Here is an 18,616-nt window from a genome sequence, read left to right as displayed (position 1 = left end):
TAGTTGTGTATCTTTGAAAAACGTGGTATGATTGATAAATCATAAGCGCAGCATCCAGCTGCACGAAGCCGTGCAGCAGCCAGCGGCGCGAAAGGAGTTTAACAAATGAAGAAAGTTCTGAAGCCTGAAGAAAAGACCATGGAAAAAATCGTGGCGCTCTGTAAAAACAGAGGTTACGTGTACCCCGGCTCCGAAATTTACGGCGGTCTGTCCAACTCTTGGGACTACGGCCCGCTGGGCTGCCTTTTCAAGGACAACGTAAAAAACGCGTGGAAACGCAAGTTCGTGCAGGAGAGCCGCTACAACGTGGCGCTGGATTCCGCAATCCTCATGAACCCGGAAGTCTGGGTGGCAACCGGCCACGTGGGCGGCTTCTCCGACCCGCTGATGGACTGCAAGGACTGCAAGACCCGTCACCGTGCCGATAAGCTCATTGAAGACTTCACCGGCGAATCCGCAGACGGCTGGACGAACGAGCAGATGCAGCAGTTCATCGCCGACAACAACATTGCCTGCCCGGAGTGCGGCGGCCACAACTTTACGGATATCCGCCAGTTCAACCTGATGTTCAAGACGTTCCAGGGTGTTACGGAAGACGCAAAGAGCCAGCTGTACCTCCGCCCGGAGACTGCACAGGGCATTTTTGTCAACTTCCCGAGCATTCAGCGCACCACGCGCAAGAAGGTGCCGTTCGGCGTTTGCCAAGTGGGCAAGAGCTTCAGAAATGAGATTACCCCGGGCAACTTCATTTTCCGCATTCGCGAGTTTGAGCAGATGGAGTGCGAATTCTTCTGCAAGCCGGGCACGGACCTCGACTGGTTCTACTACTGGAAGGATTTCTGCAAAAACTGGCTTTTGAACCTCGGTCTGGACGAAGCGAACATCCGCCTGCGCGACCACAGCCAGAAGGAGCTCTCCTTCTACTCCAAGGCGACGACGGATATTGAGTATCTGTTCCCGTTCGGCTGGGGCGAGCTTTGGGGCATTGCAGACCGCACGGACTATGACCTCACCCGCCATCAGGAGCATTCCGGCAAGGACCTCTCCTATTTCGACCCGGAGACGAACACCCGCTACGTGCCGTATGTCGTCGAGCCGTCTCTCGGCGCGGACCGCGTAGCGCTGGCGTTCCTGTGCGACGCTTACGACGAAGAAAACCTCGGCACCGAAGAAAAACCGGACGTGCGCGTTGTACTGCGTCTGCACCCGGCACTGGCACCGTTTAAGGCAGCGATTCTGCCGCTCTCCAAGAAGCTGAGCGAAAAGGCCGGCGAGGTTTACGATGCGCTCGCAAAGAAGTTTTCCGTTGACTTTGACGATACGGGTTCCATCGGCAAGCGCTATCGCCGCCAGGATGAGATCGGCACGCCGTTCTGCATCACGTATGACTTTGACAGTGAAAATGACGGCTGCGTTACCGTTCGCGACCGTGACAGCATGGAGCAGGAGCGCGTGAAGATTGACGAGCTTGAAGCGTACATTGCAGAGAAGATTGATTTCTAAAAAAATATAAATAGACACAGTACCCGCCGTTTCGACTGCATGAACCGTGCAGAGAAGCGGCGGGTTTGTTTATTTTGCCGTTGAAACACCATGCAAAATATGCTAAACTAAATAAAAATGAATTCGAAATCGTGACACATAAAAGTTATCACGAAAGAGGAAATGGATTATGAGAAATACTTTTTCTAAACGTATATTTGCTGTTTTAGCGGCGGTTTTACTTGGCGCTGCGCTGTGTGCGCCGCTTACCTTTGCGGATGAAGCCGATACGGCCGATACCACAGACAGCACCGAAACGGTGGACACCACGGAAGGCACGACCGACACCGCAGGCGAAGACAGCAGCGGAGCGGAATCGTTCTTTAATGAGCTGAAGGCCGATAACGGCGTCGGCCGCACGCTGTTCATTGCGGGTGCGGTGTGCATCGTGCTCGGTGTCGGCGGAATTGTCAGCATCATTTTGTGGCAGCGTGCAAGTCGTAACCGCGACAGCGGCGAAGCGGACCGCGCCGAGGTGCTGGATGAGATTGAACAGGAGGAACGACGCAACCGCAGAAGACGCGAAGAAGAGCGCATGCGCCGCGAGCAGATGCAGGCGCGCCGTGAGGCAGAGCCCCGCGTGCCCACGTCCTTTGACCCGGATAAAGACACCGGCGAGCTGCCGGTGATGCCGGTGTCGGCGGAGTACACCGCAGAACGCCCCATCATGCCGGAAACGCCGGTTTCCATGCAGCCACAGAACGTGCGCCGCGCTGCGGTGCAGACCTCAGTGAATCGCGCGCCACGGCAAAGCGCCGCGCCGAGAGCTGCAAAGCCCGCCGCACCTGCGCCGAAGTCCGTGCAGCAGCGCCCGGCAAATCCCCCGAAGCCGGCTGCACAAACAGTGCAGGCAAAGCCTGCCGCGCCGAAAGCACCTGAAAAATATGACCTTGAGGACATTTTAAGAGAAGTCCGCGAGATGAACGCGAATAAATAATCGTACATAAAAAGGCCTTTGCATCTCCGTTTTGGACGGTGCAAAGGCCTTTTGTCGTCTTAATTTTGCGTCAGGTTCTTTTCTTTCTCGAAAAATGCTTGCGCAATGTCTCGAAATCCTCGGGTGTGCAGGCTTTTTTACAGGTGGGGATGAACGAGCCTGTCACCGTGAAGCACGCTTTAATGACGTCGCACGGGTAGTTTTCACACTGGCCGCAATGTGCGATATGCTTTTCGTTCACGCATTTTACAAGGCGATAACGGCACCAGTTTTCTTCCTTGCAGCCGGTACAGGCAATCTCCTCGTTTGTCACTACGTGGTCGCGGTAGCCGATTTTATACCACAGCTCGGCGGTGTGGTGCAGTTCTTCTGCGGTTTTGGTGTACGGCGGCACGTTGTAGCGCGGACATACCGCGCAGTTGTTTCCACACGCTGCAATGATTTTTTCACACATAGAGAACTCCCCCAAAAAACTATGTCTATTGCAGTTTGTCGCGGTAGTAGGCGAGAAGCAGATCGACCATTCTGCCGTAGGAGCGCAGGCCGTTTTCCTGCCCGTTGGCTTTTAAATACGCGTCGTTCACGCGGTCGGAGACCTCGGAAACGGGCGTTTCGTACTGCTTCCAGTACGCATTATTTGACCGAATGTCGCGGCGCAGTGCGTCGCTTTTTAAAGCGTCCGCCCGGTTCCACAGGTCGCTGTCCACGGTGAGCAAAGCATTCATCGCGTGGACGGACGCCAAATACACACCGCTGTAACGGAATTCCGAGTCGTCACTTTGCAGGCACGCCAAAAAAGCGATGAAATTTGCTTCGTCCTCGCGCATGTAGCCGGAAAGGTGCGAAAGTTCGTGGCACATCGTCACGGGGATCAATACGTCGTTCATGTGGACGTTGACGTTCGCTTCAAACGTGAACGGGCAGTAAATGCCGCTGATGTCAAGGTATGACATCACTTCCGAGAACAGCACGGGCTTCGGTTTGCCGTTTGTGTAGAGCGTGGAATACGTATCATGAAGGCTGTTGAATGATGATTTTGCTTCGTCTGCATCGGAAAAAACGCTGTTTGAAAGCTGAAACACGCCGTTTTCGTCTTCGGGCAGGTTTTCGCGCAATGTGTTCGCTTCGTTGATTAAATACACGCACACATCGTAAAGCTCCTCGGCGGAGGACTCCCGCACGGTAAGTCCGCTGACGGCGGCAAAGCTGTACCGGCGGTGGTTCGTGCCGTAGTTCGTTACGCACAAAAACGCGATGCACGTGGCGATGAGAACAGGAACCGACAAAAACCGCACAAAGTACGCAAAACGGCCCTCTTTATGACGAATGAGTTTATAAACGCCGTGAATGAGATATGCTAAAATGAAAAGGACAAGCGCGATCAGACAAAATTCGCCGACAGAAAACGGGAAGACTCCCGTAATGGCGGAAAAGAACTGCGCGTACACGGGGTAGATCGTCACGGCATACCACTCGGCAAAATCTGCGCTCTGCCGTGCGGCGAAGTCCAAAAGGAACGCCGCAGGCAGCAAAAGCAGCAGCCAAAAGCGCTTTAAACGAAACGCTTTAAGATAAGTTTTCATAGTTTGAATTCCTCGGCGCTGTATTGCCCGAGCTTTTGTTCGCTTTTCGGCTCGCGGCGCAGCGGGTCATATTGAAATTTTGCACAGTGCTCTCCGCCGAGCTGCCCCGCAAGACATTTTTTCTGTACACCGTCCGCATGAAACGCGCAGTAAGCGCAGTCCGGCTCAATGCGGCTGCCAAACAGAGCGGGTGTTTGTTTTTTCTTTTTGCGTCCGAACACTTTCGTCGCCTCCGATTTTCAGGTTGCTCTTAGAGTTGTTCTCATTGTAGCATTTTCCCGGTGGAATTTCCACCACAAATTTTCGACGGTGTTTTTCCGCTGCGGAGAATACACGTGAGGAGAAAGAACACAGACAGCGCGATGAGCGCCAAGGATGATGCCGCGCTGCCCGCCATGGGCGCGGTGTTGAGGGGCGAGGTTTCCACGGCAACCGAGGTGTTTGCCGGGAGAAAATAGGAAAGCAGCAGATAACACGCAGCGGAAAGCAGACCGTTTAAAAAGCGTGCGAGAACATATCTCGTTTTCGACAGCGGCAGCCCCGCTTTGTGGAAAAAGGAGAAGATCTGCAAGTGGATGCAAACGCCGGAAAAGCCGAATCCGAAGGCTAAAATGCAAACCGGCAGGTGCCAATATACGCACTGCGAAACTCCGGCGGTGATCTCCAGACCCATCGTCAGCAATGCGCCGGAAAGCGGAACGGTGAGCCCAAGGCGGGAGAGAAACCCGCATAAATACTGAAAAATGCCGGCATCGTGCAAAACGGCCAAAAGCATGGAAAACACAATGACGAACCCGCAAAGGGAAACGGTGGCCTTAATGCCGTCCTGCACAGCGGAGACGATGCCGCCGGGAGCAGATTCTGGCGATTTTAGGCTTTTTTCGGGTTTTTCGGCAAAGCGTGACAGGGTGAGTCCCAGAAGTAACGGCGCAAGTGTGCAGGCAAAAAATAAATTCAGCCCGATGCGGTCGCTTCTTAATAATAAACTGCCCGTATAGGCTGCCGCAAACGCATAGCCCGGCGCGGTACAGAAGCATAACAGCCGCGCCGCCTGGCCCCTTGTGAGCTTTCCGGCCACGTATAAATTTGCGGTGATCTTCGCGCCGGTAGGGTAGCCTGCGGTGAGCCCCAACAAAACGGCGGGAGCGGCGCAGGCGGGTAGGCGGAACACATGACGCATTACGGGGGAAAGCGGGCGAAACAGCACCTGCGCCGCGCGGCTGTTCGTGCATAGGCACGCGAGTAAAATAAACGGGAACAGCGAAGGAATCAGCGTGCCGAGGCATGTGTGGATGCCGCTGACAACGCCTGCGGCGGCAGCGGTGCGGTGCCTGAGCAGGAGCAAGGCGAGCAGTAAAAGCGCGGCGGCGCGGACATAAAGCGCCGGAAGCTGCAATTTTTGGCGAATGAAAAAAGCGATGTGTTCTGTATGCTTCGACACGGTGAACCCTCCTTTTGAAAAAGTATATGCGTGTTTTTCCGCACATACGTATAGGAGTAAAAAAGAAAGAGGGTGGGCGCATGGGTGAGCTTGCAGATAAGCTGCGCTATGCCATGCAGGACGGCACGATCCGCACGGAGATTCTCGGCACGGCGAAGCTTATTTTAGAGGGTTGTGACGGCGTAATCGAATACGAAACGGAAAAGATCGGCCTGCGCTGCGGGCGGCGCGCCGTGTGGGTGGAGGGGAAAAGGTTACGGCTTTTGTGTCTTGAAGAGGACGGCGCGGTGATCACGGGACATATTGAGGCGGTGAGGTTCGCATGAAGAAAATCACGCATTGGGTCCTCGGCACGGCAACGGCGCGTGTTTCGGGCGATACGGCACGGTTTATGAACATTGCGGTGAAAACGGGTCTGCGCCCCATTCGACTTCAAAAGGACGGGAAAGACGTGCTTTTCACCTTGTATGCGAAGGACTACAAAAAGCTGCATAAGATCAAACAACGCACGCACGCGCAGGTGAGGCTTGCGGAGAAAAGCGGCTTCCCGTTTCGGTTCCGCCGCATGCTGCGCCGACAGGGACTTTTGCTTGGCACGGCGATCGGTGTGGCGCTGATGCTGTTCCTTTCCAGCTTTTACTGGGAGATGACGATCTCCGGTGAAGATATTCCGTATGCCGAAAGCGAAATTTTGGCGGCAGCAAAGCGCGTTGGCGTGTATATCGGCGCGCCGCGAAGCACCGATACCGCTTTGGCCTCTATCGCGCTTTTGGAGGAGTTGCCGGAGCTTTCGTGGGCATCGTTTAACACGGAGGGTTGCACCGTACAGCTTGAGCTGCGCACGTCCGTCACAAAGGCGGAGGGCGCGGAGCACGACGGCACGGGGGACATCGTCGCGTCACGCGCGGGGCTCATCCATTCTATCACGGCGCAAAACGGCACGGTGCTCGTGAAAGTCGGTTCTGCCTGCGCCGCGGGGCAGGTGCTCGTTTCCGGCATCACACAGGTGGGCGACCCGTATGACCCGGAATACAACCCCGTGCGCTGCTTTTACACCCGCGCCCGTGCGGAGATTCTGGCGGAGACACAGCGCACATTCACGGCATCCTGCTCGCTTAGTACCGAAACGGTGCGCGAAACGGACCTCGGTACACAGCGCGCGCTGTATATTTTGGGCGTGCGCGTGCCGCTCTCGCTTTCCGGCGCGCCGAAAGGCCAGACGGCATACACCCGCACGCCGTTCGTTTTGCAGGGGCACACGTTGCCGCTGTGGGTGGAAACGGTGCGCGTATATGGGGAGGAGACCGTGCCCGTTACGTTCACGGAGGAAGAAGCGCAGCGCCGCGCGCTTGAAAATCTGCATCAGCTGCAAAAGCTTGCGCTTGGAGAAGACGGGCGTGTACTTACGGAAAACATCACATATCAGACAAAAAACGGCGCGGTTTACGTCACGTCCCGGTGCGTATGTCTTGAAAACATTGCGCAGGAGGCGCCGCTCACCCTGCCTGAAGAGCCTGAAAATCCGGAGATTATAGGGGTATTTGTCGGAAATGTACAGGGAAACGGCTAAATTTCGTTGAAAATTTCATAACCACATTGGGAACACTTATGCTATAATAAAACAGGAAATTCGGTTTTTTAGACTGCACGGTTTTTCAAAGCCGTGCGGCAAAAGGAGAACGATTTGGAAAGAAGCATTCATGTAGACAAAGCAGAATACGCGGCAGAGCTTTTCGGCAGCTTTGACGTGAACGCAAAGCGACTGGAAAAGGCATTCGGTGTAACGTTTTCCTGCCGCGATTCGCAGATCCACGTCATCGGCGAAGAACCCGGTGTTTCGCGCGCGGTGCGTGCGGCAGAAAGCCTTTTGCGGCTCGTCGAAAAGGGCGAAGTCCTAAACGACCAGAACGTCGGCTACTGCATCGACATGGTCATGGAGGACAGCGAAGCACAGATGGTGCCGCTTACGGACGGCTGCATCTGCATCACGGCGAAAGGCAAGCCCGTAAAGCCCAAAACGGTGGGACAGAAGAATTATTGCGACAATATTCGCAATAACACCATCACCATCGGCGTCGGCCCTGCGGGCACCGGTAAAACGTACCTTGCGGTCGCCATGGCTGTGACGGCGTTCCGTGCGCAGCAGGTGAACCGCATCATCTTGACGCGCCCCGCCGTGGAAGCCGGCGAGAAGCTGGGTTTTCTGCCCGGTGATTTGCAACAGAAGGTAGATCCCTACCTGCGCCCGCTTTACGATGCGCTGTTCGACATGCTCGGCGCGGAATCGTACGCCCGCCTTGTGGAGCGCGGCAGCATTGAGGTGGCGCCGCTTGCGTACATGCGCGGCAGAACGCTCGACGACAGCTTTATCATTCTGGATGAGGCGCAGAACACCACCTGCGAGCAGATGAAAATGTTCCTGACGCGTCTCGGCTTCAACTCCAAAATGGTCATCACAGGCGACATCACGCAGATTGATCTGCCGGACGGCAGACGCTCGGGCCTGAAGGACGCGATGCGTGTGCTGCGCAATGTGGATGACATTTCCGTTTTCCGCTTTACCGAAAAAGACGTTGTGCGCCATCGCTTGGTGCAGGATATCATTCGGGCGTATGAAAAAGCGTCCGCAGCAAAATAACCCCTATCGAAAGGATTTTAGCATATGGAAAAAATCAGAGTCATCATCACAAACAACCAGAAAGCGGTCAAAGTGCCGACCGGCGTGCGCATGCTCATCCGTCGCTGTTGCCACGCGGTTCTGCGGATGGAGAAGTTTGAGGATTCCGCTGAAATCAGCGTGACATTCGTGGACAACGAGCAGATCCGCGAGCTAAACGCGCAGTACCGCAACAAAGATGCCGCAACAGACGTGCTCTCTTTCCCCATGGGTGAGAACGGCGTGTATGACATCAACCACGATACCGGCGCGAAGATTCTCGGCGACATTGTGCTCTCTGTGGAAATGGCAATGGCACAGGCAAAGCGCTACGGCCACAGCTTAGAGCGCGAGATCGGCTACCTGACGGCGCATTCTATGCTGCACCTGCTCGGCTATGACCACGAAAACGGCGGCATGGAGCGTGTGCGCATGCGTGAAAAAGAAGAATACGTTATGTCGCAGCTCGGCCTGCCGGGCACTTCCAGCTACACCGTTTAACATGGTGCCGGATTGGAAAACAAACGGTAAGACCCGCACGCAGGCGGACAGCTTTCGCGATGCCGCGCGCGGATTTTTCCATACCGTGAAAACGGAGCGAAACATGCGTATACACCTTACAGCGGCGGTATACGTTTTGTTTTTTTCGCCCTTTCTGAGCGTAACGCGCAGCGAATACGGCGTTCTGCTTTTGACCATCGCAATGGTTATCGCGGCGGAAGCGTTCAACACCGCCATTGAGATGCTGTGTGATTACGCGCAGAAAAGCTATAATCCGCTCATCGGCAAAACAAAAGATATCGCGGCGGGAGCGGTGCTTGTGTGCGCCGTTTTTGCCGCTTTTGTCGGTATAGCCGTTTTGTGGCGTCCAGAAGCGATCTTAGCGCTTTTGATAACAATTGTCACAAATCCGCTTTACCTTGTGCTTTTCATTCTGTCGCTCATTTTGGCCTTTTTCTTCATTTTCAAAGTGCCATGCGGCGTGCGGGAAAAGCTTCATAAAAAGTGATATAAATTATCAGAAAGGAAACCGCGGCTGCGTGCCCCGGGAAAACTATGGATACAGAAAACTACATGAACGAAAAATCGGCGTTTATCGCTATTGTGGGCAGACCGAACGTGGGCAAATCCTCTATTTTGAACCGCCTGCTCGGTACGAAGCTTGCCATCGTTTCCAATAAGCCGCAGACCACCCGCACGCGCATTATGGGCGTGTGGACAGAGGGCGAAACGCAGCTGGTGTTCATCGATACGCCGGGCCTCATCAAGCCGAAGAACTCCCTCGGCGATTACATGGTGAAAAGCGTTACCTCGTCCGTCGCAGATGTGGACGCCTGCCTGCTCGTAGTGGAGGCAAACACGAAAATCTCCAAAGCAGACGAAGAGCTTGTGCACCGCTTTAAAGATTTAGGTGTGCCGGCGCTGCTCGCCATCAATAAGATTGACCTTTTGCAGGACAAAAGCGTTTTGATGGAGCAGATTGCGAAGCTCTCCGCGCTCTATGACTTTGAAGCTGTGGTGCCGGTCTCCGCGCAGGACGGCAACGGCATGGACGCGCTGCGTGAGGAGCTCATCGCACTGGCAGAGCCGGGCGGACACTTCTTCTCGGAAGATACGCTCACAGACCAGCCGGAGCGCGTCATTGCGTCCGAAATCGTGCGCGAGAAAATTCTGCGCTTTACGGATAAAGAAATCCCGCACGGCGTCGCAGTCGTGACGGAAAGCATGCGCGACCTCGGCAACCTGACGGAGATCGATGCGACAATCTATTGCGAACGCGCCACGCACAAGGGCATCGTCATCGGCAAGGGCGGCGCAATGCTGAAAAAAATCGGCTCGAAGGCGAGAGAAGACATGGAGCGCTTTTTCGGCTGCAAGATTAACCTGCGCCTTTGGGTAAAGGTGAAGGAGGACTGGCGCCAGCGCCCGCAGATCCTCACAAAGCTCGGCTTTAACGAGCACGATTTTGACCAGTACCAATAAACCGTGATTTTCGGGAAAACGGTCACATTTTGAGAAATTGACAGACGTTTCCACGGATAAAACCCGCAAAAACCGCAGAAGCTAAAAACAGCCATACGGTTTAGGAGGCGTTTGTATGCGAAATTCCCCGATGCAGAATGCGGCGCATGCCGCGTGGAACAGCTTTTATAAAAGCGGCAAGGCGGAGGATTACATCCGCTACGTGCAGCTTACACGCCGGGAGCTTGCCGACGTGGATTTTACGGCAGGAGACTTTGATGCAGGTAAAGACCCAGGGACTCATCATTCGGGAGCAGACGGTGGGCGAGAGCGACCGCCTTGTCACGGTGCTGACGCGTGACGCGGGCGTGGTGCGTGCGTTTGCCCGCCGCGCCAAAAATTTAAAGGACAGCAAAAGCGCCGCAACGCAGCTTTTGTGCTATTCCCGTCTTTCTATTTTTAAGGGGCGGGAAAAATACATGATTGACGATGCCGAGCCGATCGAGGTCTTTTTCGGGCTTCGGCGGGACATCGCCGCACTTTCGCTGGCGCAATATTTCTGTGAGCTGGCGTACTTAATGGTGCCGGAGGATACGGATTCCGAGGAATACCTGCGGCTCATCTTAAATTCCCTGCATTTTTTATCAAAGGGCACGCGGCCGATACGGCTGTTGCAGTCCGTGACAGAGCTGCGTATGCTCTCGTCGGCGGGCTATATGCCGAATTTAGTCGCGTGCGAAAACTGCGCCGCGTATGAGGCGGAGACGATGTATTTTCTGCCGCAAAGGGGCATTATTCTGTGCGATAAGTGCTTTCACGGCGCGAATGAACCGTATGTCGCGTTGCCGCCGGGCGTGCTGACCGCCATGCGACACATTGCGTATGTGGATTTTGAGAAGCTCTATAACTTCTCGCTTCCGGAGGATGCGCTGAAAATTCTGAACGCCGCAACGGAAAGCTACGTTGTCCATACATTACATACCGTACCGAAGACCTTGGAGTTTTATAAAGCGTTTTTGGATTAACAGAGGAGATTGACTCGGCAAAACCGGGTACGAAAAGAAAGCAGGAACAAAATGCTGAAAGATCATAAAGCGCTGGAGCTGGATAAAATTCTGCTTCAGCTTGCAAATGAAACCACTTGCCCGGATGCGGCGGAGCTGGCGCAGAAAATTGAGCCGGATACCGACATCCGCCACGTGGAGCGCCTTTTGCAGGAAACGGACGACGCGTTTGTTTTAATGGCAAAGTACGGCGCACCGTCGTTTTACGGCATGACGAATGTCACGAATGCGCTGCGTCGCGCAGAAGCGGGCGGCGTGCTGAATCTGGCGGAATTATTGTCTGTTGCCGCGACATTGCGTGCCATCCGCAGTGTTTCGGATTGGCGTAAAAAAAGCGAAAGCGTCAAAACGGCGATCGATTACCGCTTCGAGACCTTGCAGCCGAACAAGTTTATCGAAGACCGCATCTCGATGACCGTCGTCAGCGAGGAAGAAGTTGCCGATACCGCAAGCGTCGCCTTGGCGTCTATCCGCCGCAAGATCCGCGCGGCATCGCTGCGCGTGCGCGAGCAGCTTGATAAAATGATCCGCTCGCAGACCTACCAAAAGTATTTGCAGGAGGCCATTGTTACCCAACGCGGCGGCCGCTACGTTGTGCCGGTTAAGGCGGAGTTCCGCAATGAAGTCAAGGGCCTCATTCACGATTCCTCCGGCAGCGGTGCCACCGTGTTTATTGAGCCGATCGGTGTTGTGGAGGCGAACAACGAAATCCGCGTGTTGCGTTCGGACGAAAAGGACGAGATCGACCGCATCTTGACGGAGCTTTCCCGTGAGATCGGCGAGTTTGCGGACGGCATCATCCAGAGCTACCGCGCGGCGGTGGAGCTGAATCTCATTTTCGCAAAAGGGCAGCTCGCCTACAAAATGAAGGCGACCGTGCCGAAGCTCAATCAGGAGGGGCGCATCGCTATCAAATCGGCGCGCCACCCGCTCATCGATAAAAATAAGGTCGTGCCGACCGATCTGTACCTCGGCAGTGATTTTGATGCGCTCATCGTCACCGGCCCGAACACCGGCGGCAAGACTGTCTCGCTGAAAACGGCGGGCCTTTTGACGCTGATGACCATGTGCGGCCTGATGATCCCCGCGGCGGATGGCAGCGAAGTTTCGATTTTCGACCACGTTTTGGCGGACATCGGCGATGAGCAGAGCATTGAGCAGTCTCTCTCCACGTTCTCGGCGCACATGACGAATATCATCCGCATTCTCAACATTGCAGACGACAAGAGTCTTATCCTAATCGATGAGCTCGGTGCGGGCACCGACCCGGTCGAGGGCGCCGCGCTTGCTATTTCCATCATCGAAGCCATGCGCACCAAAGGCACGCGCGTGATGGCGACAACGCATTACGCAGAGCTGAAGGCATATGCCATTCAGACCGTTGGCGTTGAAAACGCCTGCTGCGAATTTGACGTGGCGACGCTGCGCCCGACGTATCGCCTGCTCATCGGCGTACCGGGTCGTTCCAACGCATTTGCCATTTCCGCACGTCTCGGTATGCCGGCGAACATCGTAGAGCACGCAAAGGAGCTTGTTTCCGATGAAAGCACTATGTTTGAGGAGGTCGTCTCCCGTTTGGAGGAGAGCCGCCGCAAAATGGAAGATGAGCGTGAGAGTGCCGAGCAGCTGCGTTTGAAAGCGCAGAATATGGAAAAAGAGGCTGAAGCGCTGCGCGACCGCGCCGAAAAGGACGCGAGGCACGAGATTGAGCGCGCCAGAATGGAAGCGGCGGAGCTCGTACAGAAAACGCGCCGCGAAGCCCAGAGCCTGTTAGACGAGCTCGAAGACCTGCGCCGCAATAAGCAGAAATTATTGACCGCAGAGCAGAAAGCGCGCCTGAAGGCAGGCATCCGCGATATGGAAAAGGCCAGTGACCCGGTGCACGAGCGCCGCATAGACGAAGATTATGTGTTGCCGCGCCCCTTACAGGTCGGCGATACGGTACTGATTTACGACATCGATAAGATTGCGACCGTTTTGGATGTGCCGAAAAACGGCGACCAGATTTTGGTGCAGGTAGGCATCATCAAAACGCGCGTGCCGCTGAAAAACCTGCGCCTGACCGACCAGAAGCCGAAGGAAAAGAAGAAAGCCGCAGGCGGTCACCGCACCGTGACGAAGAAGGTGGATTCCGCTCCGGCGCGCAATGAAGTGGATGTGCGCGGCATGAATTTGGAAGAAGCGCTCATGGAAGTGGATGCGTTTATCGACCACGCTTTGATGCACAATCTCAACATGCTGACGATTATCCACGGCAAAGGTACAGGTATACTGAGAAACGGCATTCAGCAGCATTTGCGCCGCCACAAGGCCGTGAAATCCTTTCGCCTCGGCGTATATGGTGAGGGCGAAAGCGGCGTGACGATTGTAGAGCTGAAATAACCTTAAGAGGATCGTAAGATGCAAAGTCTCGGCTTTACTTGACAGCAGCGAAAAATTCTCTTAAAATAGGTACAACAGAACCGATACCGCATAAAACTACGAAACAGGTTTTGTGCGGTATTATTTTACGCGGCCGGGCACAGCCGGGCTGCCGAAAGGCAGGGATTGGATGAAAAATCTATATAAAGCGGGTATGGGACGCTTTGCGGCGATATGCCTTGCGGTTTTGATGGTGTTTTCCACCGGCAACCTGTATGCGTTTGCGGATGAAGCCGGAAATGGCGACACGAGCACCTCGTCTTCCGAAGACGGAGGCGACACGGGCAGCACCGTAAGCGCGACGGCAGCGGACGCCGAAGTGCCGGAGCAGCCCGCGGATCTTTATGTCTATGACGAAGCGAGTGTGATCTCCGCCAGTACGAAAACGGTAATCAACGATAAAAACGCCGGCCTCAATGCGACGTATGGTGTGCAGATTGCGGTGTTCACCATGAACACTTTGCCCGGCGAAAAATCCGATTATGATGGCCGCGTGGCCTACCTTAAAAAGGTCATGGACACGTGGAAGCTTGGCGGCGACAGCAAAAACGGGCTTATCATAGGGCTTTCCGTTTCGGACGGCGACTATATGGCGGTGGCCGGTGACGGCCTGCACGGCGCGTTCTCCGGCACGGAGCTGAGCGCTTTGCTGCACGATAATCTGGAAGCGGATTTTCAGACCGGCGCATATGATGCCGGTGTTTTAAAGCTCTTTAACGCCGTGGCAGCGGCAGCGGAAACGTATAAATCCGGCAACCCCACAGACTCGGCGGCTGTGGGCACTGCAAGCAACGCAGAGTCCGCCGCCGGCAGTACGGAATCTTCCGCGGCCGGAAGCAGTGTATCTTCCGAAGCGGGCAGCACTAAGGGCGGCTCGGTGATTTTCGGCATTTTGAAATTTGTTTTGGTGCTTGTCATTGTCTTTGCGGTGCTGCTGCTTATCGTGTACATCCACGGGCAGCGCGTGCGCAAAAAGCGCCGCGAAGCGCGCCGCAGACGTGCGGAACAGCGCCGCCGTGCCGCCGAGCAGGAAACGGCTGACCCGTACACCGCTCCGCGTAAGGAAGAACCGAAGCGCACGCCGGAAGACGATTACCTCGACTTCATGAACCGTTATAAATAACCGTACATATAAAAATGCCGCAGGCACGGGAAAACCCGGTTGTCTGCGGCATTTTCTTTTGCGGTAAGATCAGCCCTTTGCGCGTGCTGCGATGATGGAAGCCATTTCGCCGACGTTCTTCATGGAGGAGATTTCGCCCATCTTGAACTTCATGCGGAACTCGCGCTCTACAGCGGAGATCAGCGTGATGTGCTCCAGACTGTCCCAATCCTCAATGTCGTCTGCGGTCGTTTTCGGCGTGACGTGAATGGTGTCATCATCAAAAACATCCTGAAATACGCGGTCCAGTCTTTCAAAAATTTCTCTTGTGTCCATGGTAAAATTCCTTTCTGTGATTTGATTTAATACTTAATTTAGCGAGGATCACGCTTCTGCGTGGTCGTTGCCGAACACTTCGATCACGTGGTTCTGCGGCTTGTAGTCCGCGACGCGCAACTGCCACACGGTGCTGCCGTCCTCGTGCTCCTCAGTTTTCGTGAAGCCGAAGCGACCGAAAAGGTCGCTGACCATCTTGTTTTTTGCGGTGGGGTAGTAGTAGCCGTTAATCGTCTCTATGCCCACTTCGCGGCAGCGCTCCACAAGGCAGTCCAACATGGCAAATTCCATATCGCGCTTTAACACGCGGCAGCTCATCAGCCATAGGTCAATGTCGAGTGCCGTGCCGTTTTTCCTGCCGATGACAACGGAAACGACGCCGTTGTCGCCGAATTTATCGATGAGCTTGCCGTACAGACGGATATAGCCGTCGTCCTCAAATACGCTTTCCATTTCGGCGGGCGTATAGCGGCGGGTGGTCACGTTGAACTGGTTGCTCTTGTTTGTAAGCTGTGTAATGCGCGCAAGGTACACCGGGATGAAATCATCGATGATGGCGTGCATCTCAAGGCTCTTTAAATAGTCGTTATAATCGCCGAACGACGCCATTTCCGCGGCGCGCAGGGCGTTTTTCTTGTACATTTCGTTGCGCTTCAAGTCATCTTCGCTGAAGGTTGTCACTTCAAAGAAGCCGCTGCGGTCAATCGTCGTGATGTAGTTTTCCACACCGTCCATGTCCGGCACGGCCGTGCCCTTGATCTGCGTGCGCACGATCTCGCGCTCGGCGGGGTTATCGTCCGCAAAAACGATGGAATCCGGCAGAATGTTCAGCTCTGCGGCGGTCTCGGCAATGTTGCGGTCTTTGTTTTCCCAGTTTGCCTTAATGATGACGAAATCGTCCGGGCGCAGTGCACCTTCGGGGTGGTTTAACCCCGCAATGGCGTTTTCATGGTCATTTTTAGAGCAGACCGTCAACACGATGCCGAGACTTTTAAGCTGCTTTACGTAGGTCTGAAACTCGTAGTAGGATTGCGAAACGCCGGTCTCCTGGCCGATCTCGATGCCGTCTACGCCGTCGTCGCCCACAACGCCGCCCCACAGGGTGTTATCGAGGTCAAGGGCAAGCGCCTTTTTATTCTTGCCGAAAATCGACTTGATAATGTGCGAAACGCTGAACGCAAAGGACGGGATCGCCTCAAAGCACATGGCGTATTTGTACATGTTCCAGAACAGCGGGTTCGACCATTCTTTCAGGCCGTAGTCGGCAGAAACAAAGTTGAGGTCGTGAATATAAAAGCTCTCATTTTCGCGTGCGTAGGCGTAAAAAGCTTCGTTTAAGCGCGTGAGGAAATTCGTGCGGCCGTGGATGTCCCACGCGTCGCGGCTGCCGAGCAGGCGGTAAAGCGGCATTTCAAAGTTATTTTGAATGATGGGGCAGTGGAACTTTTCCGCAATGCTTTTCCACATCGCCGTGAAACGGTTTATTTCCGTGTGCAGCTTTTCGTCGATTTGCTCCGTGGTGTCGGTCATCTCGGGCCAGTCCGTCACGTTGCGATTCGTGGTGTGGATGAACACAATGTCCGGCTTGAAGCTTAAAAGCGTTTCATCCGGGAACATGGCGTCCTGAAAATACTGCGCGTATTCGGATTCGTAAAATTCCGGCTCAATACCGGCGTCTAAGAGGAAAAGCTCCAGCGTTTTTACAATGTCGCTTGTGGTGGAGCCGCCGAACACGGCAATCTTCTTTCTGATGCGCGAGGTGCCGTCTGCGAGCAGTGCTTTCTTTAAAGATTTGCGCTTTTTGATGATGTAAGCGGCGTCAAAGGGATATTCCAGTTCTTTCATAGGCTCTCCTTTGTTATTCTTTTGCGGAAGAGGTATCGTCTGTGCTGTCCGATGCAGAACCGGTGACCGTGTTGGCTGCCGCATCCGTGCCGGAAGTCGTCGTTGGTGCACTTGTCGCGGTCGGCATAACCGTTTTCGGCGTAACAGACGGGACGATGTGCGAATCGGTGATGGTCTCACCGACGTTCTGCGCGATGAGGTTCTGAATGTTGTCGGCGTTATCGCCCACAACGGAGTATGCGGACATTGTAAAGAGCACATCCGTAATGCCCATATCTTTGATGAAGCTGACAAGGTTGCACTCCAAATAGCGCACGTCGGCAACGTAGATCTGCTCAAAGGAATTCGTGTAGAACGGAATCTCCGCGTTACCGAAGCTGTCCTTAATGACGAGCAGCTTGCGGCCGTTCTTCATCTGCGTATCGACTTTTACGATGCAGGAGTCGCCGCCGAGGAACTTGAGGTACGCGTTTGCGGTGTCCACATCGGCAAAGAGGTCGTCTTCGTACTGGTAGTTAAAAGAAGTATCGTAGTAGGAAGCCACGTAGTTCGAGGCCGGCACGAAGTAGTGGAAATCGTCCGGGTCGTTCAAAATACGCGTATCCTGCGAGAAACCGTACATAGTGCCTACATAGCCCGGAATGGATTCTTCCGTGTAGGTGGAAAGGTCTGCGAACGGCACGCCTGCGGCCTCGGCAAACGTGCGGGCGGCATAGTAGGCACCGCGTGCCTGCCAGTGGTGGTCGGTGCGCAGGTAAATATCTTCCTCCGCATGCTTTTTCATTACGTCCACAACGTTTACGGACTGAATGCCGGCATTCAGCTTTTCGGCAACGCCGTCAAAGCATTCCTTCTGGTCGCCAACATAATCAATGCCATTTTTCGGGGTGTAGATGGCGGAAGCGGTGGGCGCGGGCATAGACCAAATGGTCACACCGCTGCCGATCTTGCTTTGCAGGTCGTTGAGTGCATTGGCATAAGCGGTGCCGCCACCGCCGCCGAAGGCCTCCATGCAGCGCCAGTGATTATCCCAGTTTACAACAAGCAGGTTGTTCACCCATTCCAATGTGCTGTTATCCTCGGTGCTGAAATCGCGGCCCATTTTTTCATCCGCAGCGCTCACGGCCGGGAACACACGCCCCGCGGCGTATTGCAGCAGGTTCGTGTTGTTTGGCACGGTGCCGTTTGCGGGTGTGGTCGTCTGGGTGTCACCGTTTGCGGCAGAAATATCGGTGTTATCTGTGCTGTCCGTCTCGGGCTTTGCGGTGCTGACCGTTGAAGCGAACATCTTCATACCAAACAGATTCTTAATGGAGTTGCTCATATTCTTAAAGCCGTCGTGGTTCGGCACGGTATCGTCAAACCATGTGGCGACGTCCGCCGTAAACGAGCCGGAAAAATACGATGCAAAAGAGAATTTCGGGAATTCCGCAAGGTTTCGGTTTTCAATCTGTGAGACGGTGGAGCGCGGGAAAAGGAGCAGATACAGCGTCATCAGGGCGAAAAGAATGACCATAACGCCGACGGATAAAACGGAAAGCCGCATGTTCAAAAGCTCGCGGCGGCTCGGTTTCGGCTTGCGGCGGCGCTCTGCGGGTTCGGCGCTTTCATCCGCAGTCGGCGCATCTACGGCTTCGGTTTCCTCCGGCTTCGCTTCCGGTTCGGCGGGCTTGCGGGGAGCAAAATAATCAAGGTCAAGGTCTTTAAAATCGTTCATGTCAATGAGC

General features: G+C 54.7%; 19 protein-coding genes. 12 read left to right on the top strand and 7 right to left on the bottom strand.

Annotated features, from left to right (window positions below):
* The first annotated feature begins 105 nt into the window (after positions 1–105).
* Together R2K26_RS09895 and R2K26_RS09890 are read left to right on the top strand one after the other, a co-directional pair.
* Positions 106–1,503, top strand: a complete 1,398-nt coding sequence (locus tag R2K26_RS09895; RefSeq protein WP_176819761.1) for a glycine--tRNA ligase — start codon at positions 106–108, stop codon at positions 1,501–1,503.
* A gap of 169 nt (positions 1,504–1,672) precedes the next feature.
* Positions 1,673–2,479, top strand: coding sequence for a hypothetical protein (locus R2K26_RS09890; protein WP_316520354.1), 807 nt, complete (start codon positions 1,673–1,675; stop codon positions 2,477–2,479).
* Positions 2,480–2,549: 70 nt separating this feature from the next.
* Here R2K26_RS09890 and R2K26_RS09885 read toward each other — a convergent pair whose 3' ends face one another.
* The 4 genes from R2K26_RS09885 to R2K26_RS09870 are packed head-to-tail and all read right to left on the bottom strand — an operon-like array spanning position 2,550 to position 5,503.
* The gene (locus tag R2K26_RS09885; RefSeq protein ID WP_316520351.1) at positions 2,550–2,933 is read right to left on the bottom strand and encodes a DUF3795 domain-containing protein; all 384 of its coding nucleotides are present in this window, start codon (positions 2,931–2,933) and stop codon (positions 2,550–2,552) included.
* 25 nt (positions 2,934–2,958) lie between these two features.
* Positions 2,959–4,062 (bottom strand): DUF3810 domain-containing protein, encoded by a 1,104-nt coding sequence (locus tag R2K26_RS09880; protein WP_316520348.1) that lies wholly within the window; start codon positions 4,060–4,062, stop codon positions 2,959–2,961.
* Positions 4,059–4,283 carry a hypothetical protein gene (locus R2K26_RS09875; RefSeq protein ID WP_176819765.1) on the bottom strand — a complete coding sequence of 75 codons (225 nt, stop codon included), beginning with the start codon at positions 4,281–4,283 and terminating at the stop codon, positions 4,059–4,061. The genes R2K26_RS09880 and R2K26_RS09875 overlap by 4 nt, the downstream gene beginning before the upstream one ends.
* A 41-nt stretch (positions 4,284–4,324) precedes the next feature.
* Positions 4,325–5,503 carry a hypothetical protein gene (locus tag R2K26_RS09870; protein WP_316520346.1) on the bottom strand — a complete coding sequence of 393 codons (1,179 nt, stop codon included), beginning with the start codon at positions 5,501–5,503 and terminating at the stop codon, positions 4,325–4,327.
* 80 nt (positions 5,504–5,583) lie between these two features.
* Between R2K26_RS09870 and R2K26_RS09865 the strand changes: the two genes are divergently transcribed.
* From R2K26_RS09865 to R2K26_RS09820, 10 genes are all read left to right on the top strand, one after another.
* A complete protein-coding gene (locus R2K26_RS09865; protein WP_316520344.1) occupies positions 5,584–5,829 on the top strand; it encodes a YabP/YqfC family sporulation protein in 246 nt (81 codons plus the stop codon).
* Positions 5,826–7,073, top strand: a complete 1,248-nt coding sequence (locus tag R2K26_RS09860; protein ID WP_316520342.1) for a sporulation protein YqfD — start codon at positions 5,826–5,828, stop codon at positions 7,071–7,073. The genes R2K26_RS09865 and R2K26_RS09860 overlap by 4 nt, the downstream gene beginning before the upstream one ends.
* A 114-nt stretch (positions 7,074–7,187) precedes the next feature.
* Positions 7,188–8,141, top strand: a complete 954-nt coding sequence (locus R2K26_RS09855; protein WP_316520339.1) for a PhoH family protein — start codon at positions 7,188–7,190, stop codon at positions 8,139–8,141.
* Between the two features lie 24 nt (positions 8,142–8,165).
* Complete coding sequence (gene ybeY, locus R2K26_RS09850) at positions 8,166–8,660, top strand: rRNA maturation RNase YbeY (protein WP_176819770.1); 495 nt, start codon at positions 8,166–8,168, stop codon at positions 8,658–8,660.
* Positions 8,596–9,168, top strand: a complete 573-nt coding sequence (locus R2K26_RS09845; RefSeq protein WP_316520330.1) for a diacylglycerol kinase family protein — start codon at positions 8,596–8,598, stop codon at positions 9,166–9,168. Before ybeY ends, R2K26_RS09845 begins: the two co-directional genes overlap by 65 nt.
* A gap of 47 nt (positions 9,169–9,215) precedes the next feature.
* The gene (gene era / locus R2K26_RS09840; RefSeq protein WP_316520326.1) at positions 9,216–10,142 is read left to right on the top strand and encodes a GTPase Era; all 927 of its coding nucleotides are present in this window, start codon (positions 9,216–9,218) and stop codon (positions 10,140–10,142) included.
* 115 nt (positions 10,143–10,257) lie between these two features.
* Complete coding sequence (locus R2K26_RS09835; protein WP_316520323.1) at positions 10,258–10,482, top strand: hypothetical protein; 225 nt, start codon at positions 10,258–10,260, stop codon at positions 10,480–10,482.
* Entirely contained in the window at positions 10,400–11,146 is a 747-nt protein-coding gene (gene recO / locus R2K26_RS09830; RefSeq protein ID WP_316520320.1) for a DNA repair protein RecO, read from the top strand. Before R2K26_RS09835 ends, recO begins: the two co-directional genes overlap by 83 nt.
* Before the next feature lie 51 nt (positions 11,147–11,197).
* Positions 11,198–13,567 (top strand): endonuclease MutS2, encoded by a 2,370-nt coding sequence (locus tag R2K26_RS09825; protein ID WP_316520316.1) that lies wholly within the window; start codon positions 11,198–11,200, stop codon positions 13,565–13,567.
* A 169-nt stretch (positions 13,568–13,736) separates the two neighbouring features.
* On the top strand, positions 13,737–14,729 hold the full coding sequence (locus tag R2K26_RS09820; protein ID WP_316520313.1) for a TPM domain-containing protein: 993 nt from the start codon (positions 13,737–13,739) through the stop codon (positions 14,727–14,729).
* A gap of 69 nt (positions 14,730–14,798) precedes the next feature.
* Here the strand turns inward: R2K26_RS09820 and R2K26_RS09815 are convergent, their stop codons facing one another.
* The 3 genes from R2K26_RS09815 to R2K26_RS09805 are packed head-to-tail and all read right to left on the bottom strand — an operon-like array spanning position 14,799 to position 18,606.
* Entirely contained in the window at positions 14,799–15,044 is a 246-nt protein-coding gene (locus tag R2K26_RS09815; RefSeq protein ID WP_176819776.1) for an acyl carrier protein, read from the bottom strand.
* A gap of 48 nt (positions 15,045–15,092) precedes the next feature.
* Positions 15,093–16,889, bottom strand: coding sequence for an HAD-IIIC family phosphatase (locus tag R2K26_RS09810; RefSeq protein WP_316520308.1), 1,797 nt, complete (start codon positions 16,887–16,889; stop codon positions 15,093–15,095).
* A 13-nt stretch (positions 16,890–16,902) separates the two neighbouring features.
* Positions 16,903–18,606, bottom strand: coding sequence for a DHHW family protein (locus R2K26_RS09805; RefSeq protein WP_316520305.1), 1,704 nt, complete (start codon positions 18,604–18,606; stop codon positions 16,903–16,905).
* Positions 18,607–18,616: the final 10 nt, after the last annotated feature.

Source organism: Neglectibacter sp. CSJ-5, from assembly GCF_032490475.1.
GTDB classification, from domain to species: Bacteria; Bacillota; Clostridia; order Oscillospirales; family Acutalibacteraceae; genus Hominenteromicrobium; species Hominenteromicrobium mulieris.
Note: the sequence above shows the minus strand (reverse complement) of the source record. Positions and strands in the feature narration are given on the sequence as shown.